This is a genomic window from Roseateles amylovorans (genome assembly GCF_025398155.2).
In the GTDB taxonomy this organism is placed as follows: domain Bacteria; phylum Pseudomonadota; class Gammaproteobacteria; order Burkholderiales; family Burkholderiaceae_C; genus Roseateles; species Roseateles amylovorans.
On the sequence record NZ_CP104562.2, the window covers coordinates 146851 to 163751 of the forward strand.

Sequence of the window (16901 nt, forward strand, 5' to 3'; positions counted from 1 at the left end):
GTGTCCGCGCTGGCTGCGAGCCTGCTCGCGCCCGCTGGCGTGCGCGCGTCGGTAACCGGACCACAGGATGGCTTGACCGCGGGCGCACCGGCCTGGCTCACCTCCGGTGGCGCCGTGTTCTGGCTGGTGCTGACCTGTGTGGTGGCTGGCTTGACGCTCGGCCTGCTGCTGAGCCTGTTCCTGCAGCAACGCCTTCGACTGCAGCGCCGCCGCGGCGAGCTGCAGCGGGTGCGCCGGGAACGGGCGCGCCTGAGTGCGCTGCTCAATGCCATCCCCGATCCGATGTTCTTCAAGGACGCCACCGGCGCCTATGAAGGCTGCAATCCGGCGTTCGAGCGGGTCATCGGTCTGACCGAAGGTCAACTGCTGGGCCGACGGGATGACGACCTGCCGCGCCCGCCGGCCTGGACGGTCGGCACCGCCATCGGCCGGTCCCAGATCTGGCAGGACGATGAACTCGGCGAGGCCCGCTGCCTGGATGTGCTGAGCGCCCCGGTGCATGACGAGGACCTCTGCCTGGGCCAGGTGGCCATCGCCCGCGACGTGACCCGGCTGCAGCTCGCCACCGAAGCCGCCCGGCGTGCCGCCACCGTCTTCGAGCACTGCGGCGAGGGCATCATGGTCATCGACGACCAGTTGCGCATCTGCGATGTCAATCCAGCCATGTGCAGCATGATCGGCCACGACCGCCAAACCCTGCTGGGCAAGCGACCGCTGTTGCTGCGGGACACCGAACAGGACGCCGACAAGCTGCGCGATCTCTGGAAGCAGGTCGAGACCCACGGCAAATGGAGCGGCGAGGTCACCGAGCGCCACAAGAACGGCGACGCCATTCCGATGTGGGTGACCTTTGTCCGGGTGCCCGGCGAATCGGCCGACCAGGTGCAGTACCTGAGCGTGCTCACCGACATCTCCCGCATCAAGCAGACCGAAGCCGAGCTGCTGCACCAGTCGCTGCATGACGGCCTGACCGGCCTGCCTAATGCGGCGCTGCTGCGGGACCGGATCGCCCGCCAGATCGGCATTGCCCAGCGCGAGCAGACCTGCGTGGCGGTGCTCTACATCGACCTGGACGGCTTTCGCGATGTCAACGACATCGCCGGCCATGCCGCTGGCAATCAGGTGCTGCTGACGGCGGCGGCGCGGTTCGTGAACGTGGTGCGTCTGTCCGATTCGGTGGCGCGCGTCGGGGCGGATGAATTCGTCGTCGTGCTCTCCGGATTGGTGGATGAAGAGACCGCGATGCGGCTCGGCGACCGCCTGATCCAGGCGATGGACGATCCCATCGTCATCGACCATCACCGCTTCAATGTCGGCGCCAGCATCGGGCTGGCGCTGTTCCCGGAGGACGGGGTGCAGGTGGACGATCTGCTGCGCAATGCCGAGGTGGCGATGTGCCGCGCCAAGCTGCAGGCGCGCGGCACGGTCCAGGCCTACCGGCCGGAGCTGACCCAGGCGGTGCAGCAACGCTTCGAGCTGACCCATGCGCTGCGCCAGGCCAACGAAGCGGCGCAGTTCCGCCTGGAGTATCAGCCCCAGGTGCGGCTGTCCGACGGCGCGCTGATCGGTGCCGAGGCCCTGCTGCGCTGGCGCCACCCAACCCGCGGTCCGATCTCGCCGGCCGACTTCATTCCGCTGGCCGAGGACACCGGCCTGATCATTCCGATCGGCCGTTGGGTGCTGGAACAGGCCTGTGCCCAGGTGTCGCGCTGGCAGGGCCAGGAGGGCAAGCCCCAGCAGATCGCGGTCAATGTCTCGGCGCGCCAACTGCGCCAGCCGGACTTCATCGAGATGGTGGACTTCATCCTCGCCGACACCGCCTGCCCGCCGCACGCCCTGGAGCTGGAGGTGACCGAAAGCCTGCTGCTGGAAGATGCGGAACAGGCCATCAGCCTGCTGAGCCGCCTGTCCAAGCGCGGCGTGCGGGTGGCGATCGATGATTTCGGTACTGGCTATTCCTCGCTGGCCTACCTGAGGCGCATGCCGGTCAACACGTTGAAGATCGACCGCAGCTTCGTCAACGAACTGAGCAGCGATGCCAACGTGGCGGCCATCGCGCGCACCGTGATCGTGCTGGCGCGCAGCCTGCATCTGGATGTCCTGGCCGAAGGCGTCGAGACCCTGGAACAGGCCGAATGGCTGCGCCGCGAGGGCTGCGACTGGGCGCAAGGCTGGTATTACGGCCGACCCATGGCGGCCGAGGACTTCACCTACACGCCGCCACCCGAGCCCCGGCGGCCGTCCAAGCGGCTGCAGCTGGCGTGAGCGTGGGTCGGTGAGCGCCGGAAGGCGGAGGCCGACCTTGCACCTTGGACGCTGAACGCCGAGCGCTGGACGCTGGACGCTGGACGCTGGACGCTGGACGCTGGACGCTGGACGCTGGACGCTGGACGCTGGACGCTGGACGCTGGACGCTGAGCGCCATCGACGCCGTCATTCCGTACGGCATACGTCGCGCTCATCCCTGGCTCACACGAGGCGGTCAGACTGCGACATTGCTGACGTTTGGAGCGGCTTCGGTTCCTGAAGCCGCAACGATCAGCCCTTAAGCTGACCCGCATGCCTGTTGACTTTGCTTCCACTGCGCTGTCCGTCGCGACCGCGGCGCCGTTGAGTCCGACCTCTCCGTTCGGCGTGGCCGGCTATGCCCCGCCGGAGGTCTCGCCGTGGATGCCGTTCTGGCATCTGCTCACCCGATTGGGCGAAGCCCAGGTGCTGTTGCCGCTCGCCGCCCTGGCCGCCATCGGTCTGTGGGCCTGCCCGCAGCAACGGCCGGTGGTACGCCGCTGGCTGCTGGGCTTCGTGGCCGCCTTCGTGCTCACCACCGTGTCCAAGATCGCCTTCATGGGCTGGGGCATGGGCATCGCCGCCTGGGACTTCACCGGCTTCTCGGGCCACGCCATGAGTGCGGCGTCGGTGCTGCCGCTGCTGGCCTGGCTGGGGCTGCAGGCGTGCCGGTCGCCCGGGCTTCGTGCGGCGGGTCTCGGCGCGGCGGTGGGTCTGGCGGCGGTGATCGCCTACTCACGTCTGCCGGTGGGGGCGCATTCCGCGTCGGAGGCGGTGCTGGGTTTCGGTCTGGGGGTGGCGGCCAGCCTGTATGCCCTGCAGGGGGCCCGACCCTCGATCAGCGATGCGGCCTCCGGGCGCGTCCTGCGCCGCAGCGCGGCCCTGGCGGTGGTGATGCTGGGCGTGCTGAGCGCGGCGCCCTGGGTCAGTCCCCCCACACGCACCCATCAGTGGGTGACGGCGCTCAGCCTCAAGCTGTCGGGGCGTCCGCATCCGTACACCCGGCACCAGTTGCACCACCGGGCGGCGATGCCTGAGCCGATGGCGATGGCCCGCCCGGCTTGAGACCGGCCCCTGCTGCGGAATGGCGCAGCGCCATGGCCTTGGCGCCCGATGTTGACCCTGGTCCAGGCTGAGGCTGAGGTTGGTGCTGGTGCTGGTGCTGGTGCTGGTGCTGGTGCTGGTGCTGGTGCTGGTGCTGGTGCGACTGCGATGCCGATGCCGATGCCGATGCCGATGCCGATGCCGAGGGCGAGGGCCGAGCCCGGATGGCGCCAATGCCCCACTCCTTGGCGCTGAGTTCGCGCACCTCCAGTCCGCGGCCCAGCACGTAGCTGGACTCATGCCAGTTGCTGTCGGCCGGCGTGGCGTCCTCGGTCAGGGCGCCCCCGGCGGCGACGGCGGGGCCGGTCAGTGGCGGTGCGCCATGGGGCTGCGGCGGCACTTGCGGCGGCACGGGGGTCCACACGGCGCCATCCGGAGACGGGCGCGGCGCTCGGCGGTGCGGGGGGCGATCGGTCATCGGCGATCCTCGACGAAGGGGCAGTGAACAGCCCTTCAATGTGGTCGAGCGCAGAGGGATCGCCCAGCCCGCCGAGGGCGGCGTTCTCGGGGGGCCAGAGGCTCCCCCGACGCCGACGTCTCAAAGCGGCAACGCGGTGGTGTGCTTGATCTCTTCCATCACCGCATAGGTGCGGGTCTCGCGCACGCCGGGCAACGTCCAGATCACCGCGCCGATGAACTCGCGGTAGGCCGCCATGTCCGACACCCGGGTCTTCAGCAGGTAATCGAAGCCGCCGGCCACCAGATGGCATTCCAGGATCTCCGGCCGGGCCTGGACCGCCGCGCGGAAGTTGTCCATCACGTCATGCACCGTGCGGTCCAACAGGATCTCGATGAACACCAGCATCGACGCCCCCAGCTTGGCCGGGTTCAGCCGCGCTTCATAGCCGAGGATGTAGCCCTCGCGCGTCAGGCGCTTGACCCGCTCCAGCACCGCCGTCGCCGAGAGATGCACCTCCTCGGCCAGCTTCAGGTTGCTGATGCGGCCATCCTGCTGCAGCACGCGCAGAATGCGCAGATCGATCTTGTCGAGGTCGTCGGGCGGGGTCATGGATGGTGTCGATGTCAGGTTGCGGCGCGACGGGTGACGGCACCGTATCGAACTGAAGTGCGGGGGTGTGGCCCGGGTCGGCTGGATTTTCGTCGGTCCAGACCCCTTCGAACCGAATTTAATCCAGATCGAGCCTCTCTACAGTCGCGCCATTCACTAGGGGTCCGGCCGCGCTTGTCTGCCGGGCCTTTGTCACGCCTTGAGGACGCCCATGACCGCCTTTGCCCTGCCGCCCGAAGTCTCCCGCCTGCCTGATCCCTATCGTGCCGAGCTTCCGCTGGTGCGATCCCTGGCGCAGGAGCTCCAGTCCCTGAACTGGTCGGCGGTGCTGGACCAGGCCCGGCCCTGGGTGAGCCAAGTGCGGGCCAATCCGGCGCCGTTCTGGGCGATGGAGTCGCTGCTGCGCGAATACCCGATCACCAGCGCGGAAGGCCTGGCCCTGATGCGTCTGGCCGAGGCGCTGCTGCGGGTGCCGGATGCCGAGACCGCCATCGCGCTGACGGCCGACCAGCTGGGCCGCGCCCAGTTCGACGGCAGCTCCGACGGTCCGCACAAGATGCTGGCCGGTCTGGCGGCCAGCGCGATCTCGCTGTCCAAGAAGTTCCTGCCCGATGCGGAATCCGAAGCCGGCCTGTTCAAGCGCCTCGGCGCGCAGACGGTGGTGGGCGCCACGGTCCGCGCGATCCAGCTCCTGGGCCGGCAGTTCGTGCTGGGTCGACACATCCAGGAGGCGATGAGCGAGGCCGACGCCGCCCGCCAGGCGCAGGACCGCGCCCTGGGCGGCAGCACCGGCCCGGCCGGCGCGGGTCATCAACTGCGCTTCTCCTACGACATGCTGGGCGAGGGCGCCCGCACCGAGAAGGACGCCGAGCGCTACCAGGCGTCCTACCTGGCTGCGATCGCCGCCATCGCCGGCGGCCGCAAGGCGGAATCGCCGGAAGGCAGCGACGGGATCTCGATCAAGCTCTCCGCGCTGTTCTCGCGCTACGAGGTGCTGCAACGCGAGCGGGTCTATGCCGAGCTGCTGCCGCGTGTGTGGCAGTTGGTGGAGAAGGCCGCACAGGCCAACATCAACCTGACCATCGACGCCGAGGAGGTCGATCGACTGGAGCTGTCGCTCGAGCTGCTGGACGCACTGGCGGCCCGCATCGCGACCCACTTCCCGCAGTGGCGCGGCTTCGGCCTGGCGGTGCAGGCCTACCAGACCCGTGCGCGGGCGGTGGTGGACGAGGTGGCGGCCATCGCGCGCCGTCACGGCCTGCGCTTCATGGTCCGTCTGGTCAAGGGCGCCTATTGGGATGGCGAGATCAAGCGCGCGCAGGAGCAAGGTCTGCCGTGCTATCCGGTCTACACCCACAAGCCGCACACCGATGTGTCCTACCTCGCCTGCGCCCAGGCGATGCTGCGCCACCACGACGTGATCTATCCGCAGTTCGCCAGCCACAACGCCGGCACCATCGCGGCCATCGTGCAGATGGCCCGGGCCCTGGGCGCCAAGTTCGAAATGCAGCGCCTGCACGGCATGGGCGAGGGCGTCTACCGCGAAGTGCTGAAGGACGGCAGCATCCCCTGCCGCGTCTACGCCCCGGTCGGTGAGCACCGCGACCTGCTGGCCTACCTGGTGCGTCGTCTGCTGGAAAACGGCGCGAACTCCTCCTTCGTGCACCAACTGGCCGATCCGTCGGTGGCGCCTGAGGAGCTGCTGGCCTCGCCGCTCACCCTGATCCAGGACCGTTCCAGCCTGCCGCTGCCGATCGACCTGTACCGCGACCACGCCGGGCGCGGTCGCGACAACTCCGCGGGCCTGGACCTGGCCGTGCCCACCCAGCGCCAGCCGCTGCTGGACGCGCTGGCCCAGTGCCAGGTCCCGACGCTGGTGGAGGCGTCGCCGGAGGAAGTCGACGCCACGATGTCGCGCCTGCAGGCCGGCTTCGGCACCTGGAACGCCACCCCGGTGACCGAACGCGCCGCGGTGCTGCGACGCGCTGCCGACGCGCTGCAGGCCCAACTGCCGCAGTACTGCGCCTTGCTGGTGAAGGAAGCCTTCAAGAGCCTGGGCGATGCGATTTCCGAAGTGCGTGAAGCCATCGACTTCATGCGCTATTACGCCGACGAGGCCGAACGCCTGGCCGCTGACGGCCTGGCCCTGAACGGCCGCGGTGTGTTCGTGTGCATCTCGCCGTGGAACTTCCCGCTGGCGATCTTCGCCGGTCAGGTGGTGGCGGCGCTGGCCGCGGGCAATGCGGTGGCGGCCAAGCCCGCCGAGCAAACCCCCGCCGTGGCCCGCGACTGCGTCGCCCTGCTGCATGCGGCCGGTGTGCCGGTCGACGCGCTGGCGCTGCTGCATGGCCGTGGCGAGACGGTGGGCGCGCGCTTGGTGGCGTCGCCCCAGACCGCCGGTGTCTGCTTCACCGGCTCGACCCAGGTGGCGCAGATCATCAACCGCCAACTGGCCGCCAAGCCGGGCACTGCGGTGCTGCCGCTGATCGCCGAGACCGGTGGCCTGAACGCGATGATCGTGGACTCGACCGCCCTGCCGGAGCAGGTGATCGATGCCGTGGTGCAGTCCGCCTTCCGCAGCGCGGGTCAGCGGTGCTCCGCACTTCGCCTGTTGGCGGTGCATGAGGCGGTGGCCGACGGCGTCATCGAGATGCTGCGTGGCGCGGTGCGAGAGCTGCGTGTCGGCGACACCGCCGATCTGGCCACCGACGTCGGTCCGCTGATCGACGACGAGGCCTTCCAGGCGATCTCCGGCGATGTCCAGCGCCTCAAGCGCGAGGCCACGCTGATTGCCGAGGCCGGGGTGGCCGATGCCTGCCCACGCCTGCTGCCGCCGGTGGCGGTGGAGCTGCCGTCGATCGACGCGCTGAAGAAGGAGATCTTCGGCCCGGTGCTGCATGTGGTGCGCTGGAACGGCGACGTCGACCAGGTGGTGCGCCAGATCAACGCTCTGGGCTACGGCCTGACGCTGGGCATCCAGACGCGGATCGACAGCCGCGCACTGCGTCTGGCGTCGGAAGCCCGCATCGGCAATGTCTATGTGAACCGCAACATCATCGGTGCGGTGGTGGGTGTGCAGCCGTTCGGCGGCGAGGGCATGTCCGGCACCGGACCGAAGGCCGGCGGCCCGCACTACCTGATGCGTTTCGTCGCGCCCGCCGAAGCCGGCGCCGCCGCAGCGGACGGCGCTGCCGGCTCGGCCAGTGCGGGCGCGGTGTCGACCACCACGCCGGGCGCCGACCTGGGGGCGCTCTTCCAGGCGCACGAGGCCTGGGCCGCTCGCCCGGTGGACCAGCGTGCCACCGCGCTGGAACGGGCCGTGGCCGGTCAGCGCGAGGACATCGCTGCCGCTTGGCGCGCGCTCGCGCAGGCTGCACGCACCGGGCTGGTCGACCAGACGCTGCCCGGCCCGACCGGTGAGAGCAATGAGCTGCGCCTGCATGGCCGCGGCGTGATGGCGGTGCTGGCGCAGGGCGCCTCGCCGCTGGAGCTGGCCCAGGCCTTGGGCGCGGCGCTGGTCGCCGGCAATGCCGTGGCGTTGGTGGGTGGTGGCGACATCGCGCAGGAGCTGCGCCAGACGCTGCTGCGCGGCGGCATCGCCGCCGGCGCCATCGCGCTGTTGCCGGCGGACCAACTGGGGGCGGTGCTGCGCGCGCCGCGCCTGGCCGGCGTGGTGGCAGCGGCCGCGGTGCTGCGACCGGTCCAGCGTGAGCTGGCCAGCCGTGACGGCGCCATCCTGCCGGTCATCGCCACCGCGGAGGCGGCTCAGCCGCGCCAGCTCTACCGCTTCGTGGCCGAGCAGACCCTCACCATCAACACCGCCGCTGCCGGCGGGAACGCCGCGCTGCTGGCGGGCGTTCACTGAGCCGGCCACCGTCGCCCGTCGCCTGACGCCTCTAGCCGCAGCCAGCGGCTTGTGGCGATGACTCAGACCTGACCCATGGACGATGTCCAACGCCGGGTCATTGCGGCGGGCGGCCAACGCTGCGGATCGATGCGGCGGGCCCATGGCCGTGCGGGGGCGCGGGCATCGGACTGATGCGCCGTCACGCAGGGCTACACTGCCGCCCCATGAGTCCCTGCATCGCATTCATCGGCGGCGGCAACATGGCCGGCGCGATCATTGGTGGCCTGCGCCGTGCGGGTCTTCCGGCCGAGGATCTGTTGGTGGTCGAGCCCGTCGCGGCCCAGCGTGAACGTCTGGCGGCCGAGTTCGGTGTGAGTCCGCTGGCGGCGGCCGATGCCTCGCTGGCCCGGGCCCAGGCGGTGGTGTGGGCGGTCAAGCCGCAGCTGTTCCAGGAGGCGGCCGTGCCGGTGGCGCCCTGGGTGGGCCAGGCCTTGCAACTGTCGGTGATGGCCGGCCTGCGCAGCGAGGCGATTGCCGCCGCCGTGGGTGCCGCGCGCGTGGTGCGCGGCATGCCCAATACGCCGGCGCTGATCGGCCAAGGCATCACCGGGCTGTATGCGCGCGATGAGGTCACCGCAGACGACCGAGCGCTCGTGGCCCGCATCCTGCAGCCGACCGGTCGCAGCGTCTGGGTCGATCGGGAAGCGGACCTCGACACCGTCACCGCGCTGTCGGGTTCCGGCCCCGCGTACTTCTTCTTCGTCATCGAGCATCTGGTCGCGGCCGCGCAGGCGCTGGGCCTGAGCGAGCCCCAGGCCCGCGAGCTGGCATTGGCCACCTGCGGCGGTGCGGCGGCCTTGGCGCAGCACTCGGGCGAGCCGCCCTCGGTGCTGCGCGAGAAGGTCACCTCCAAGGGCGGGACGACCCATGCCGCCATCTCCAGTCTCCAGGCCGACGGTGTTGGCCAGGCCGTCGAGCGGGCGGTTCAGGCGGCGCACCGACGCGCCCGCGAGCTGGGTGACGAGTTCGGCCGTGTCTGAGGCGATGCCGTTCGCGGCTTCGGTGTTCCTTTACCGTTCCTACTGACCTCGACCATTGCCGATGGGGATTGCCGATCGTTGGGGCCTGCGGGCCTGGCTGCGCGCACCGGGCTCGTTGAGCAAGCGGCTGGCGGCCACGGGGGCCCGCTTCGAGGTGCAGGTGCTGCGCCAGACCACGGCGCCGCTGCGGCCGCAGGAGCGCGCGGCGCTCGGGCTGCCGCGTCGCGGGCTGACGGTGGTGCGCGAGGTGCTGCTGCGGGTCGACGGCCAGCCGCTGGTGTGGGCCCGCTCGGCGGTGCACGGCGATTCGCTGAAGGGGCCGTGGAAGGCGCTGAAGGGCCTGGGCAGCCGTCCGCTCGGTCACCTGCTCTATGACGATCCACGCATCCACCGCAGCGAGCTGCAACCGCGGCGGGTCACCCGCCATGGCGCGACCCATGCGCAGATGCAGCGGCAGTGGCGGGAAGCCACCGGCACCGAGGCGCCAGCGGGCATGCAGTGGTCGCGCAATTCGGTCTTTCGTCGACACGGCAAGCTGTTGCGGGTGATGGAGTTGTTCGCACCCGCCGTGGCCGAGCGCCACCCCGGTCCGCTGCGGCTCAAGCGCCGACGACGGTGAGCACCTGCCGCATGATGGACGGCGATCCCCGGCGCGCTGGGTGACCGCTCGTCACGCGGCCTTCTCCAGGCTTTCGCGCTTTCACGCACTCTGGCCTTGCGGCCACGCCCATCGATGGACATCGACCCTGAAGAACTGATCGAGAACGCCCGGCAGGCCATGGAACCCGGCGAGGGACCTCCGCCGCGTTCGCCGCGCCTCAATGCCACCGTGGCGGTCACTGTGGCGCTGCTGGCCACCTTCATGGGCATCTGCAAGATCAAGGACGACAACATCGTCCAGGCCATGGAGCAGGCCCAGGCGGACCGCCTGGACCACTGGTCCTTCTACCAGGCCCGCAACACCCGGGAGGAAGTGGCCAAGGCCACGCTGACGCAGCTGGAGCTGCAGGCGCTGAGCGCGCCGGCCTCCGCGGCGGAGGGCTATCAGCAGGCGATTGCGAAGTACCGCGCCCTGGCCGCCGATCAGGCGCAGAAGAAGGAAGAACTGCGTCAGCTCGCCGCCGCCGATCAGAAGACCTATGACGCGCTGAACTACCGGGACGATCAGTTCGATCTCTCCGATGCGCTGCTGGCCATTGCCATCGCGATGCTGGCGGTGACCGCGCTCACCCAGCTCTGGTGGTTGTATGCCGCGGCGCTGGTGCCGACCGGCTTCGGTGTGCTGATGGGATTGGCCGGGCTGGGCGGCTGGGCCATCCACCCGGATGCCATCGTGCGTCTGCTGTCCTGAGGGACGGCAGCGGCGTTCAGCGCAGCGTCAGGTCCACGACCGTGCCGGCGAAGACGGCAAACCCCACCCAGTGGTTCTCGCGGAAGGCCTTGAAGCAGCCTTCCCGGGTGCGGTCCTTGATCAGCATGTAGTGCCAGACCACCTGGGCGGCGGCGATCGCCATGCCGGCCAGGAACCAGTGGCCCATGCCCAGGCGCAGGCCCAGGCCGGTCCACAGCGCCAGGAACACGCCGTAGAAGGTCATGACGCCGATGACGTCGAAGCGGCCGAGCGTGAGGGCGGAGGTTTTGATGCCGATGCGGATGTCGTCATCGCGATCGACCATCGCGTATTCAGTGTCGTAGGCCAGCACCCAGAACAGGTTGGCGACCAGCAGGCCCCAGGCGGCTAGCGGCACGGCGGCGTGGATCGCCTGCAAGCCCCATTCACGTCCGCCCAGCGTGGCGGAGAACGCCATCGGAATGCCGAACGAGAAGGCCACGCCCAGCACCGCCTGCGGCATCGACACCCAACGCTTGGTGAAGGGATAGAGGATGGTCACGGCCAGCGCAGCGACCGACAGCAGAATCGTCGGCGCATTGGTGGTGAGCACCAGCGCGAAGGCGACCAGCGTCAGCACCGCGCCCAGGCCGAGGGCCTGCTTGACGGTGATCTGGCCGGAGGTGACGGGCCGCTGTGCGGTGCGTTTGACGTGCTTGTCGAACTCGCGGTCGGCGACGTCATTGACCGCACAGCCGGCGCTGCGCATCAGCAGCGTGCCCAGGCCGAAGACCAGCAGCAGATGCCAACCGGGCCAGCCGTCGGCGGCCATCCAGAGCGCGGCGAGCGTGGGCCACAGCAGCAGATAGGTGCCGGCGGGCCGATCCCATCGGACCAGATTCAGATAGAGCGACAGGCGTGACGGCGCGGCGGAGGAGGGAGCGGCTGAGGTCATGCGGGGGATTGTCGCGCTGGATGTGCAGGACGAAGCGCGGGAAGGTGCGCTCAGGGCAACTTGCGCCGAAGCTCGTGGCTGGAGACGGTGTCAATGTGGCGAAAGGCGGGTGCGATGAGTTCGATTTCCGAGTCGGGCACGCCGTCGCGCTCGAAGTAGACACGCCACTCTCTCACGACGCCCCAAACTTGGCCGATCAGCAGGGCGGCTTCTCTTTCTGACAGTGTGAAGCGGGCATGTGAGGCTAACGCGTTGTCGAGCGTGGCAACGCGTCCTTGAGGGCCGATGCCCAAATGGAGAAATCGCTCAGTGGCGAGACTCGGACGGGGCATGACATCGTAGAGGGGGCTCAGTCTCCAACCTGGGAGGCGGGGATCCCAGATGAAGCCGTGGTTTCGGAGGTGGTCGTCATCGTTGCTGACCAGGATGTTGAAGATCATCCGTTTGAAGAGCTCTGCGTTGTCTGATCTGATCACGCTCGGATGGGCATAGCGTCGGATGGCCTCTGCCAAGTCGCCGTAGGACTTCTCTCGTGATTCGCTTTCGTCGCAGCCGACCCAGGTCAGACCGCTGTTGAACGCGAGTCGATGCTCAGCCGCCCCCGGCGTTGGGATGGTGTCCGTGAATGGGATGTGCGGGGTCGGGAGCTCTCCGGTGGAGGCCCAATATCGATCGAAGCGTCGGATCATCATGACGCGGCGGTCCCCCACCTGCAGCGTACGGACCGGTGGAACATTCAGCGAGGCTTCGCGGCCAAGCTGTAGCGCTGCATATTCGATGAGCGGCACGTCGATTCGATCCTGGCCACTGGCAAATTTCGCCAGCCAGAGCACGCCGGATTCGTCACGTACCGATGCCTTTGGCCGAGCACCGCCCATGGCCGTTCCGTTGATGAAGATGGCGTCCAACTGCGCCGGGACAGGCAATCCCGCTTCGATACGTTGGGCAGCCTCCATCAGATAAGCAAGCGTGTGAAGTTGGCCGGTCGCGGCGTTTGGCGCGTCGTTCAATGTGGCGCGGATGTCCAGAGCGCCGACACGCTCACTGCCCGCGTGCAATAGGTACTGTGACTCGGGCAGACTGTTCGCGGGAACCTTCAGCTTTGCCTCGATGACGCGTCGTCCCCAGGCGTCGGGTGCTGCATCGCGGATGCCACCGAAGAAAGCAAGCCGGTTCGGTGGTTGCAGGCGCACACCCTGTATCGCCTGGCGGTCCGACAGGCCGAGGCCGACCGGGTCAATCTCAATGGCGTTGGACCGCTTGAGGTAGTTCAGGCCATAGGCGAGGGAGGAGGCGATCAGTGTGTTCGCTGTCTCGGTCAATTGCAGTTGGCTGCAAGGTACCCACCCACCTGAAAGATTGGCAAAGACTGCGAGTCGGGAATCCTTGGCGGCCATGGCGTGCTCAGAAGTTCAGGTCATCCAGTTCCGCCTGTGTGAGGCCTCGAACGCGTTGTCGTTGCTCGTGACGCTGTTGTCGCGTCAAGGCGGGATCGTCTTCGGTCAGCAAATGAAGCAATGTCGTTCCGGAAGCAATGGCGTCGACATATCGCAGCAGCTGCCCCATCGCCAACCCAGGATCACCGCGCTCGATGCGATAGGCGGTATTGCGGGAAATGCCCGCTCTCAGCGCTGCTTCGGTCTGCTTCATTCCTCGCGCAACGCGCAACCGGGCGACCTTCGCGCCGATACGCACAGCCTCGTCAATGAGGTGGTGAGGAAGGCTTGCCGTTTGATTGACTTTCATGTTCGTTAAATCGAGCCTTATCGGCTTAAGGATCGATATTACGATCATTCCAGCGATCTGTCTAAGTTTGATCCCAAGTTGTTATGTTCGTTAAATCGAGCCGTAAGTCGATAAGGATCGATTTAACGAGCATCGACGCGAAGCTGGCGGCATGGAGGCAGGCGACGGCTGATCCGATCAATGGCCCGAGGCCGACTTGCCGGGACCGCGCAGCCGCAGCCACAGGGCGCCGACTTCACCGACCAGGCCGCGGCGGAAGGCCAGCACGCAGAGGATGAAGATCAGCCCGGTCACCAGGCTGACCGATTCGCCGAGGCCGACGAACCACTCGATGCCGGTGACGCCGGCCAGCCACTGGCCCAGGTCACCGATCTTGTTCTCCAGCGCGATGATCAACAGCGCGCCGACGATCGGCCCCACCATCGTGCCCATGCCGCCCACCAGCGTCATCAGGATCACCAGGCCGGAGGTGGTCCACACCGCATCGGTCAGCGTGGCGAAGCCGAGCACCAAGGTCTTGGTCGCACCGGCCAGCCCCGCCAGCGATGCCGAGAGCACGAAGGCCAGCAGCTTGAAGCGATCGGTGTCGTAACCCAGCGAGGTGGCGCGGGCCTCGTTTTCGCGGATCGAGGTCAGGACCTGGCCGAACGGGGAATGCACCGTGCGGTAGATCAGCCAGAACGCGCCGCCGAAGATCGCCAGCACCACGTAGTACATCGACGTGTCGTTTTCCAGATTCAGCCCCAGCAGGCTGCCGCGCGGCACCGACTGCAGGCCGTCCTCGCCGCCGGTGAACGGGGCTTGCAGGAAGTAGAAGAACAGCATCTGGGCCAGCGCCAGGGTGATCATCGAGAAATAGATGCCCGAGCGCCGGATGGCCAACAGGCCGAATGCCAAGCCCGCCAGGCCGGCCATCAGCGTGCCGAAGGCGATGCCCACCAGCGGCGGAAAGCCCCAGACCTTCAGCGCATGACCGGCGGCATAGGCGGCGGTGCCCAGAAAGGCCGCGTGGCCGAAGCTCAGCAGCCCGGTGAAGCCGATCAGCAGGTTGAAGGCGCAGGCGAACAGCGCATAGCACATCACCTTCATCGCGAAGATCGGATAGACGCCCAGCAGCGGCAGCAGCGCCACCGCCACGAACAGCGCCAGATAGCCTGAAGTCTTTGAATTCATGTCAGTGGCCGCAGGCGCGACGGAGGGTGGGGACGGAGGGGGTGACGGCGCAAACTGGGGCGCAGACAGCGGCGCGAACCGCTGCGCAAACGCCGGCGCAGAAGGGGCTCATCGTTCTTTTCCGAAGAGGCCGGCGGGGCGCACCAGCAGCACCAGGGCCATGATGACGAACACCACGGTGTTGGAGGCTTCGGGATAGAAGACCTTGGTCAGGCCTTCCACCACGCCCAGGCCGAGGCCGGTGAGGATGGCGCCGAGGATCGAGCCCATCCCGCCGATCACCACCACGGCGAACACCACGATGATCAGGTTGGAGCCCATCAGGGCATTGACCTGCAGGATGGGCGCGGCCAGCACCCCGGCGAAGGCGGCCAGGGCCACGCCGCCGGCGTAGGTCAGCGAGATCATCCGCGGCACATTCACGCCGAAGGCCTGCACCAGCTTCGGGTTCTCGGTGCCGGCGCGCAGTGTCGCGCCGAGGGAGGTTTTCTCGATCAGGGCCCAGACGCCGAGGCACACCACCAGCGAGGCCACCACCACCCAGGCGCGGTAGTTGGGCAGGATCATGAAGCCGAGGTTGGTGGCGCCTGACAGGGCGTCGGGGACGGAATAGGGCTGGCCGCCGACGCCGTAGAAGGAGCGGAACACGCCTTCGATCACCAGCGTGATGCCGAAGGTCAGCAGCAGGCCGTAGAGATGGTCGAGCTTGTAGAGCCACTGCAGCAGCAGCCGTTCGATCAGCAGCCCGAACGCGCCCACGATCAGCGGGGCCAGGACCAGCATCGCCCAGTAGTTAATGCCGAAGTAGCTCATCCCCATCCATGCCAGGAACGCGCCCATCATGTAGAGCGCCCCGTGGGCGAAGTTGATGATGTTGAGCATCCCGAAGATCACGGCCAGTCCCAGCGACAACATCGCATAGAACGACCCGTTCACCAGGCCCAGCAGCAACTGGCCCAGCAACGCCGGCAGAGGCACTCCAAACACTTCAGACATGAACGGTGCGCTTCCTGTTGCAATTGACGATACGCGATGCACCCATCCCACCCCGCCACCGGCGAGGGCGCTGAGCTCTCACCCCACCGGGCGGCCGACAGGTCAAGCGGAGCACGGAGATCCGGCTTTGCCGGGCTCCTGCTCGCCCCCCTGGGGGGGCCGCCGCAGGCGGTAGGGGGGTTACTTCCTACACTTACTGTCTGCGGGCTTGGTGAAGGCGTCTTCGCCGGGGATGCGGGTCACCACCTTGAAGTAGTCCCATGGCTCGGTGGATTCCTTGGCCGACTTCACCTGCAGCAGGAACATGTCGTGCACCGCGCGGCCGTCCTCCTTGCGGATGGTGCCCTTGGTGTAGAAGTCGTTGATCGGCGTGGCCTTCATCTGCGCCATCACCTTCTCGCCGTCATCGGACTTCAGCGCCTCGACCGCCTTCAGGTAATGCGTCGCCGCCGAGTAGTCCGCCGCCTGCAGCGACGACGGCATGCGCTTCATCTTCTCGAAGAAGCGACGGCTCCAGGTCCGGGCCTCCGGCGACTGGTTCCAGTACCAGCTGTCGGTGAGGTACATGCCTTCGGTGGTCTTCAAGCCCAGCGAATGCACATCGTTGATGAACATCAGCAGCCCGGCCAGCTTCATCGTCTTGGTGACGCCGAATTCGTTGGCCGCCTTGATCGCATTGATGGTGTCGCCACCCGCATTGGCCAGACCCAGGATCTGCGCCTTGGAGCTCTGCGCCTGCAGCAGGAACGACGAGAAATCGCTGGCATTGAGCGGGTGCTTCACCGCGCCCAGCACCTGACCGCCCGACTTGGTCACCACCGCCGAGGTGTCCGACTGCAGCGAGCTGCCGAAGGCATAGTCGGCGGTCAGGAAGAACCAGGTCTTGCCCCCCGACTTGGTCACCGCAGCGCCGGTGCCGTTGGCCAGTGCCACCGTGTCATAGGCATAGTGGATGGTGAACGGCGTGCATTCCTCATTGGTCAGCCGCGCAGTGCCCGCGCCGATGGCGATGAAGGGCTTCTTCTTCTCCGCCGCCACCTTGGCCATCGCCAGGCTGGTGCCGGAGTTGGTGCCACCGATCAGCAAGTCCAGGCCTTGGGTGTCGAACCATTCGCGTGCCTTGGAGGCGGCGACGTCGGCCTTGTTCTGGTGATCGGCGAAGACCAGCTCGATCTTCTTGCCGGCCACCTGGCCCTTCAGGTCGGCGATGGCCATGCGCAAGGCCTCCACGCCGCCCGCACCGTCGATGTCCGCATACACGCTGGACATGTCGGTGATGAACCCGATCTTCACCACATCGCCCGACACCTGCGCCTGGGCGCCCAGGCTGCCGCAGGCCAGCACCGAGGCCAGGGCCACGGTCTTGATGGACATCTTCATCGCTTGTCTCCTTTGATGACGGGCCTTTCAAGGGC

Annotated in this window: 13 protein-coding genes; 6 read left to right on the forward strand and 7 right to left on the reverse strand. The window is 67.9% G+C overall.

Features of this window, described 5'->3' with window-relative positions; translation table 11 throughout:
* The first annotated feature begins 72 nt into the window (after positions 1-72).
* Both N4261_RS00645 and N4261_RS00650 read left to right on the forward strand, forming a co-directional pair.
* Positions 73-2265: a putative bifunctional diguanylate cyclase/phosphodiesterase gene (locus tag N4261_RS00645; protein WP_261758286.1), complete on the forward strand. Its 2193-nt coding sequence runs from the start codon at positions 73-75 to the stop codon at positions 2263-2265.
* 294 nt (positions 2266-2559) lie between these two features.
* Positions 2560-3351: a phosphatase PAP2 family protein gene (locus N4261_RS00650; RefSeq protein WP_261758287.1), complete on the forward strand. Its 792-nt coding sequence runs from the start codon at positions 2560-2562 to the stop codon at positions 3349-3351.
* A 577-nt stretch (positions 3352-3928) separates the two neighbouring features.
* Here N4261_RS00650 and N4261_RS00655 read toward each other — a convergent pair.
* Positions 3929-4399 (reverse strand): Lrp/AsnC ligand binding domain-containing protein, encoded by a 471-nt coding sequence (locus tag N4261_RS00655; RefSeq protein ID WP_261758289.1) that lies wholly within the window; start codon positions 4397-4399, stop codon positions 3929-3931.
* A gap of 211 nt (positions 4400-4610) precedes the next feature.
* Here N4261_RS00655 and N4261_RS00660 point away from each other — a divergent pair, with 211 nt between their 5' ends.
* The 4 genes from N4261_RS00660 (at position 4611) to N4261_RS00675 (ending at position 10637) form a co-directional block, all read left to right on the forward strand.
* Entirely contained in the window at positions 4611-8264 is a 3654-nt protein-coding gene (locus N4261_RS00660) for an L-glutamate gamma-semialdehyde dehydrogenase (protein ID WP_435531986.1), read from the forward strand.
* A 206-nt stretch (positions 8265-8470) separates the two neighbouring features.
* Positions 8471-9286, forward strand: coding sequence for a pyrroline-5-carboxylate reductase (gene proC / locus N4261_RS00665; RefSeq protein ID WP_261758290.1), 816 nt, complete (start codon positions 8471-8473; stop codon positions 9284-9286).
* 61 nt (positions 9287-9347) lie between these two features.
* On the forward strand, positions 9348-9905 hold the full coding sequence (locus N4261_RS00670) for a chorismate--pyruvate lyase family protein (RefSeq protein WP_261758292.1): 558 nt from the start codon (positions 9348-9350) through the stop codon (positions 9903-9905).
* A 114-nt stretch (positions 9906-10019) separates the two neighbouring features.
* Entirely contained in the window at positions 10020-10637 is a 618-nt protein-coding gene (locus tag N4261_RS00675; protein WP_261758294.1) for a DUF4337 domain-containing protein, read from the forward strand.
* A gap of 16 nt (positions 10638-10653) precedes the next feature.
* Here the strand turns inward: N4261_RS00675 and ubiA are convergent, their stop codons facing one another.
* The 6 genes from ubiA to N4261_RS00705 all read right to left on the reverse strand — a co-directional run bounded on the left by ubiA (position 10654) and on the right by N4261_RS00705 (position 16866).
* Positions 10654-11571, reverse strand: coding sequence for a 4-hydroxybenzoate octaprenyltransferase (ubiA, locus tag N4261_RS00680; RefSeq protein WP_261758295.1), 918 nt, complete (start codon positions 11569-11571; stop codon positions 10654-10656).
* A gap of 50 nt (positions 11572-11621) precedes the next feature.
* Positions 11622-12968, reverse strand: a complete 1347-nt coding sequence (locus N4261_RS00685; protein ID WP_261758296.1) for a type II toxin-antitoxin system HipA family toxin — start codon at positions 12966-12968, stop codon at positions 11622-11624.
* Between the two features lie 7 nt (positions 12969-12975).
* Positions 12976-13317, reverse strand: a complete 342-nt coding sequence (locus tag N4261_RS00690) for a helix-turn-helix domain-containing protein (RefSeq protein WP_261758297.1) — start codon at positions 13315-13317, stop codon at positions 12976-12978.
* 177 nt (positions 13318-13494) lie between these two features.
* The gene (locus N4261_RS00695; protein WP_261758299.1) at positions 13495-14490 is read right to left on the reverse strand and encodes a branched-chain amino acid ABC transporter permease; all 996 of its coding nucleotides are present in this window, start codon (positions 14488-14490) and stop codon (positions 13495-13497) included.
* Between the two features lie 108 nt (positions 14491-14598).
* On the reverse strand, positions 14599-15486 hold the full coding sequence (locus N4261_RS00700) for a branched-chain amino acid ABC transporter permease (RefSeq protein WP_261758300.1): 888 nt from the start codon (positions 15484-15486) through the stop codon (positions 14599-14601).
* Between the two features lie 180 nt (positions 15487-15666).
* Positions 15667-16866: an ABC transporter substrate-binding protein gene (locus tag N4261_RS00705; RefSeq protein ID WP_435531987.1), complete on the reverse strand. Its 1200-nt coding sequence runs from the start codon at positions 16864-16866 to the stop codon at positions 15667-15669.
* Positions 16867-16901 lie beyond the last annotated feature (35 nt).

Bases quoted from the DNA above. Each gene is read 5' to 3' on its own strand.
- N4261_RS00700 (WP_261758300.1), bottom strand. From the start codon at position 15,486: ATGTCTGAAGTGTTTGGAGTGCCTCTGCCGGCGTTGCTGGGCCAGTTG.
- N4261_RS00690 (WP_261758297.1), bottom strand. From the start codon at position 13,317: ATGAAAGTCAATCAAACGGCAAGCCTTCCTCACCACCTCATTGACGAG.
- proC (WP_261758290.1), top strand. From the start codon at position 8,471: ATGAGTCCCTGCATCGCATTCATCGGCGGCGGCAACATGGCCGGCGCG.
- N4261_RS00650 (WP_261758287.1), top strand. From the start codon at position 2,560: ATGCCTGTTGACTTTGCTTCCACTGCGCTGTCCGTCGCGACCGCGGCG.
- N4261_RS00660 (WP_435531986.1), top strand. From the start codon at position 4,611: ATGACCGCCTTTGCCCTGCCGCCCGAAGTCTCCCGCCTGCCTGATCCC.
- N4261_RS00685 (WP_261758296.1), bottom strand. From the start codon at position 12,968: ATGGCCGCCAAGGATTCCCGACTCGCAGTCTTTGCCAATCTTTCAGGT.
- N4261_RS00670 (WP_261758292.1), top strand. From the start codon at position 9,348: ATGGGGATTGCCGATCGTTGGGGCCTGCGGGCCTGGCTGCGCGCACCG.
- N4261_RS00655 (WP_261758289.1), bottom strand. From the start codon at position 4,399: ATGACCCCGCCCGACGACCTCGACAAGATCGATCTGCGCATTCTGCGC.
- N4261_RS00705 (WP_435531987.1), bottom strand. From the start codon at position 16,866: ATGAAGATGTCCATCAAGACCGTGGCCCTGGCCTCGGTGCTGGCCTGC.
- N4261_RS00675 (WP_261758294.1), top strand. From the start codon at position 10,020: ATGGACATCGACCCTGAAGAACTGATCGAGAACGCCCGGCAGGCCATG.
- N4261_RS00695 (WP_261758299.1), bottom strand. From the start codon at position 14,490: ATGAATTCAAAGACTTCAGGCTATCTGGCGCTGTTCGTGGCGGTGGCG.
- ubiA (WP_261758295.1), bottom strand. From the start codon at position 11,571: ATGACCTCAGCCGCTCCCTCCTCCGCCGCGCCGTCACGCCTGTCGCTC.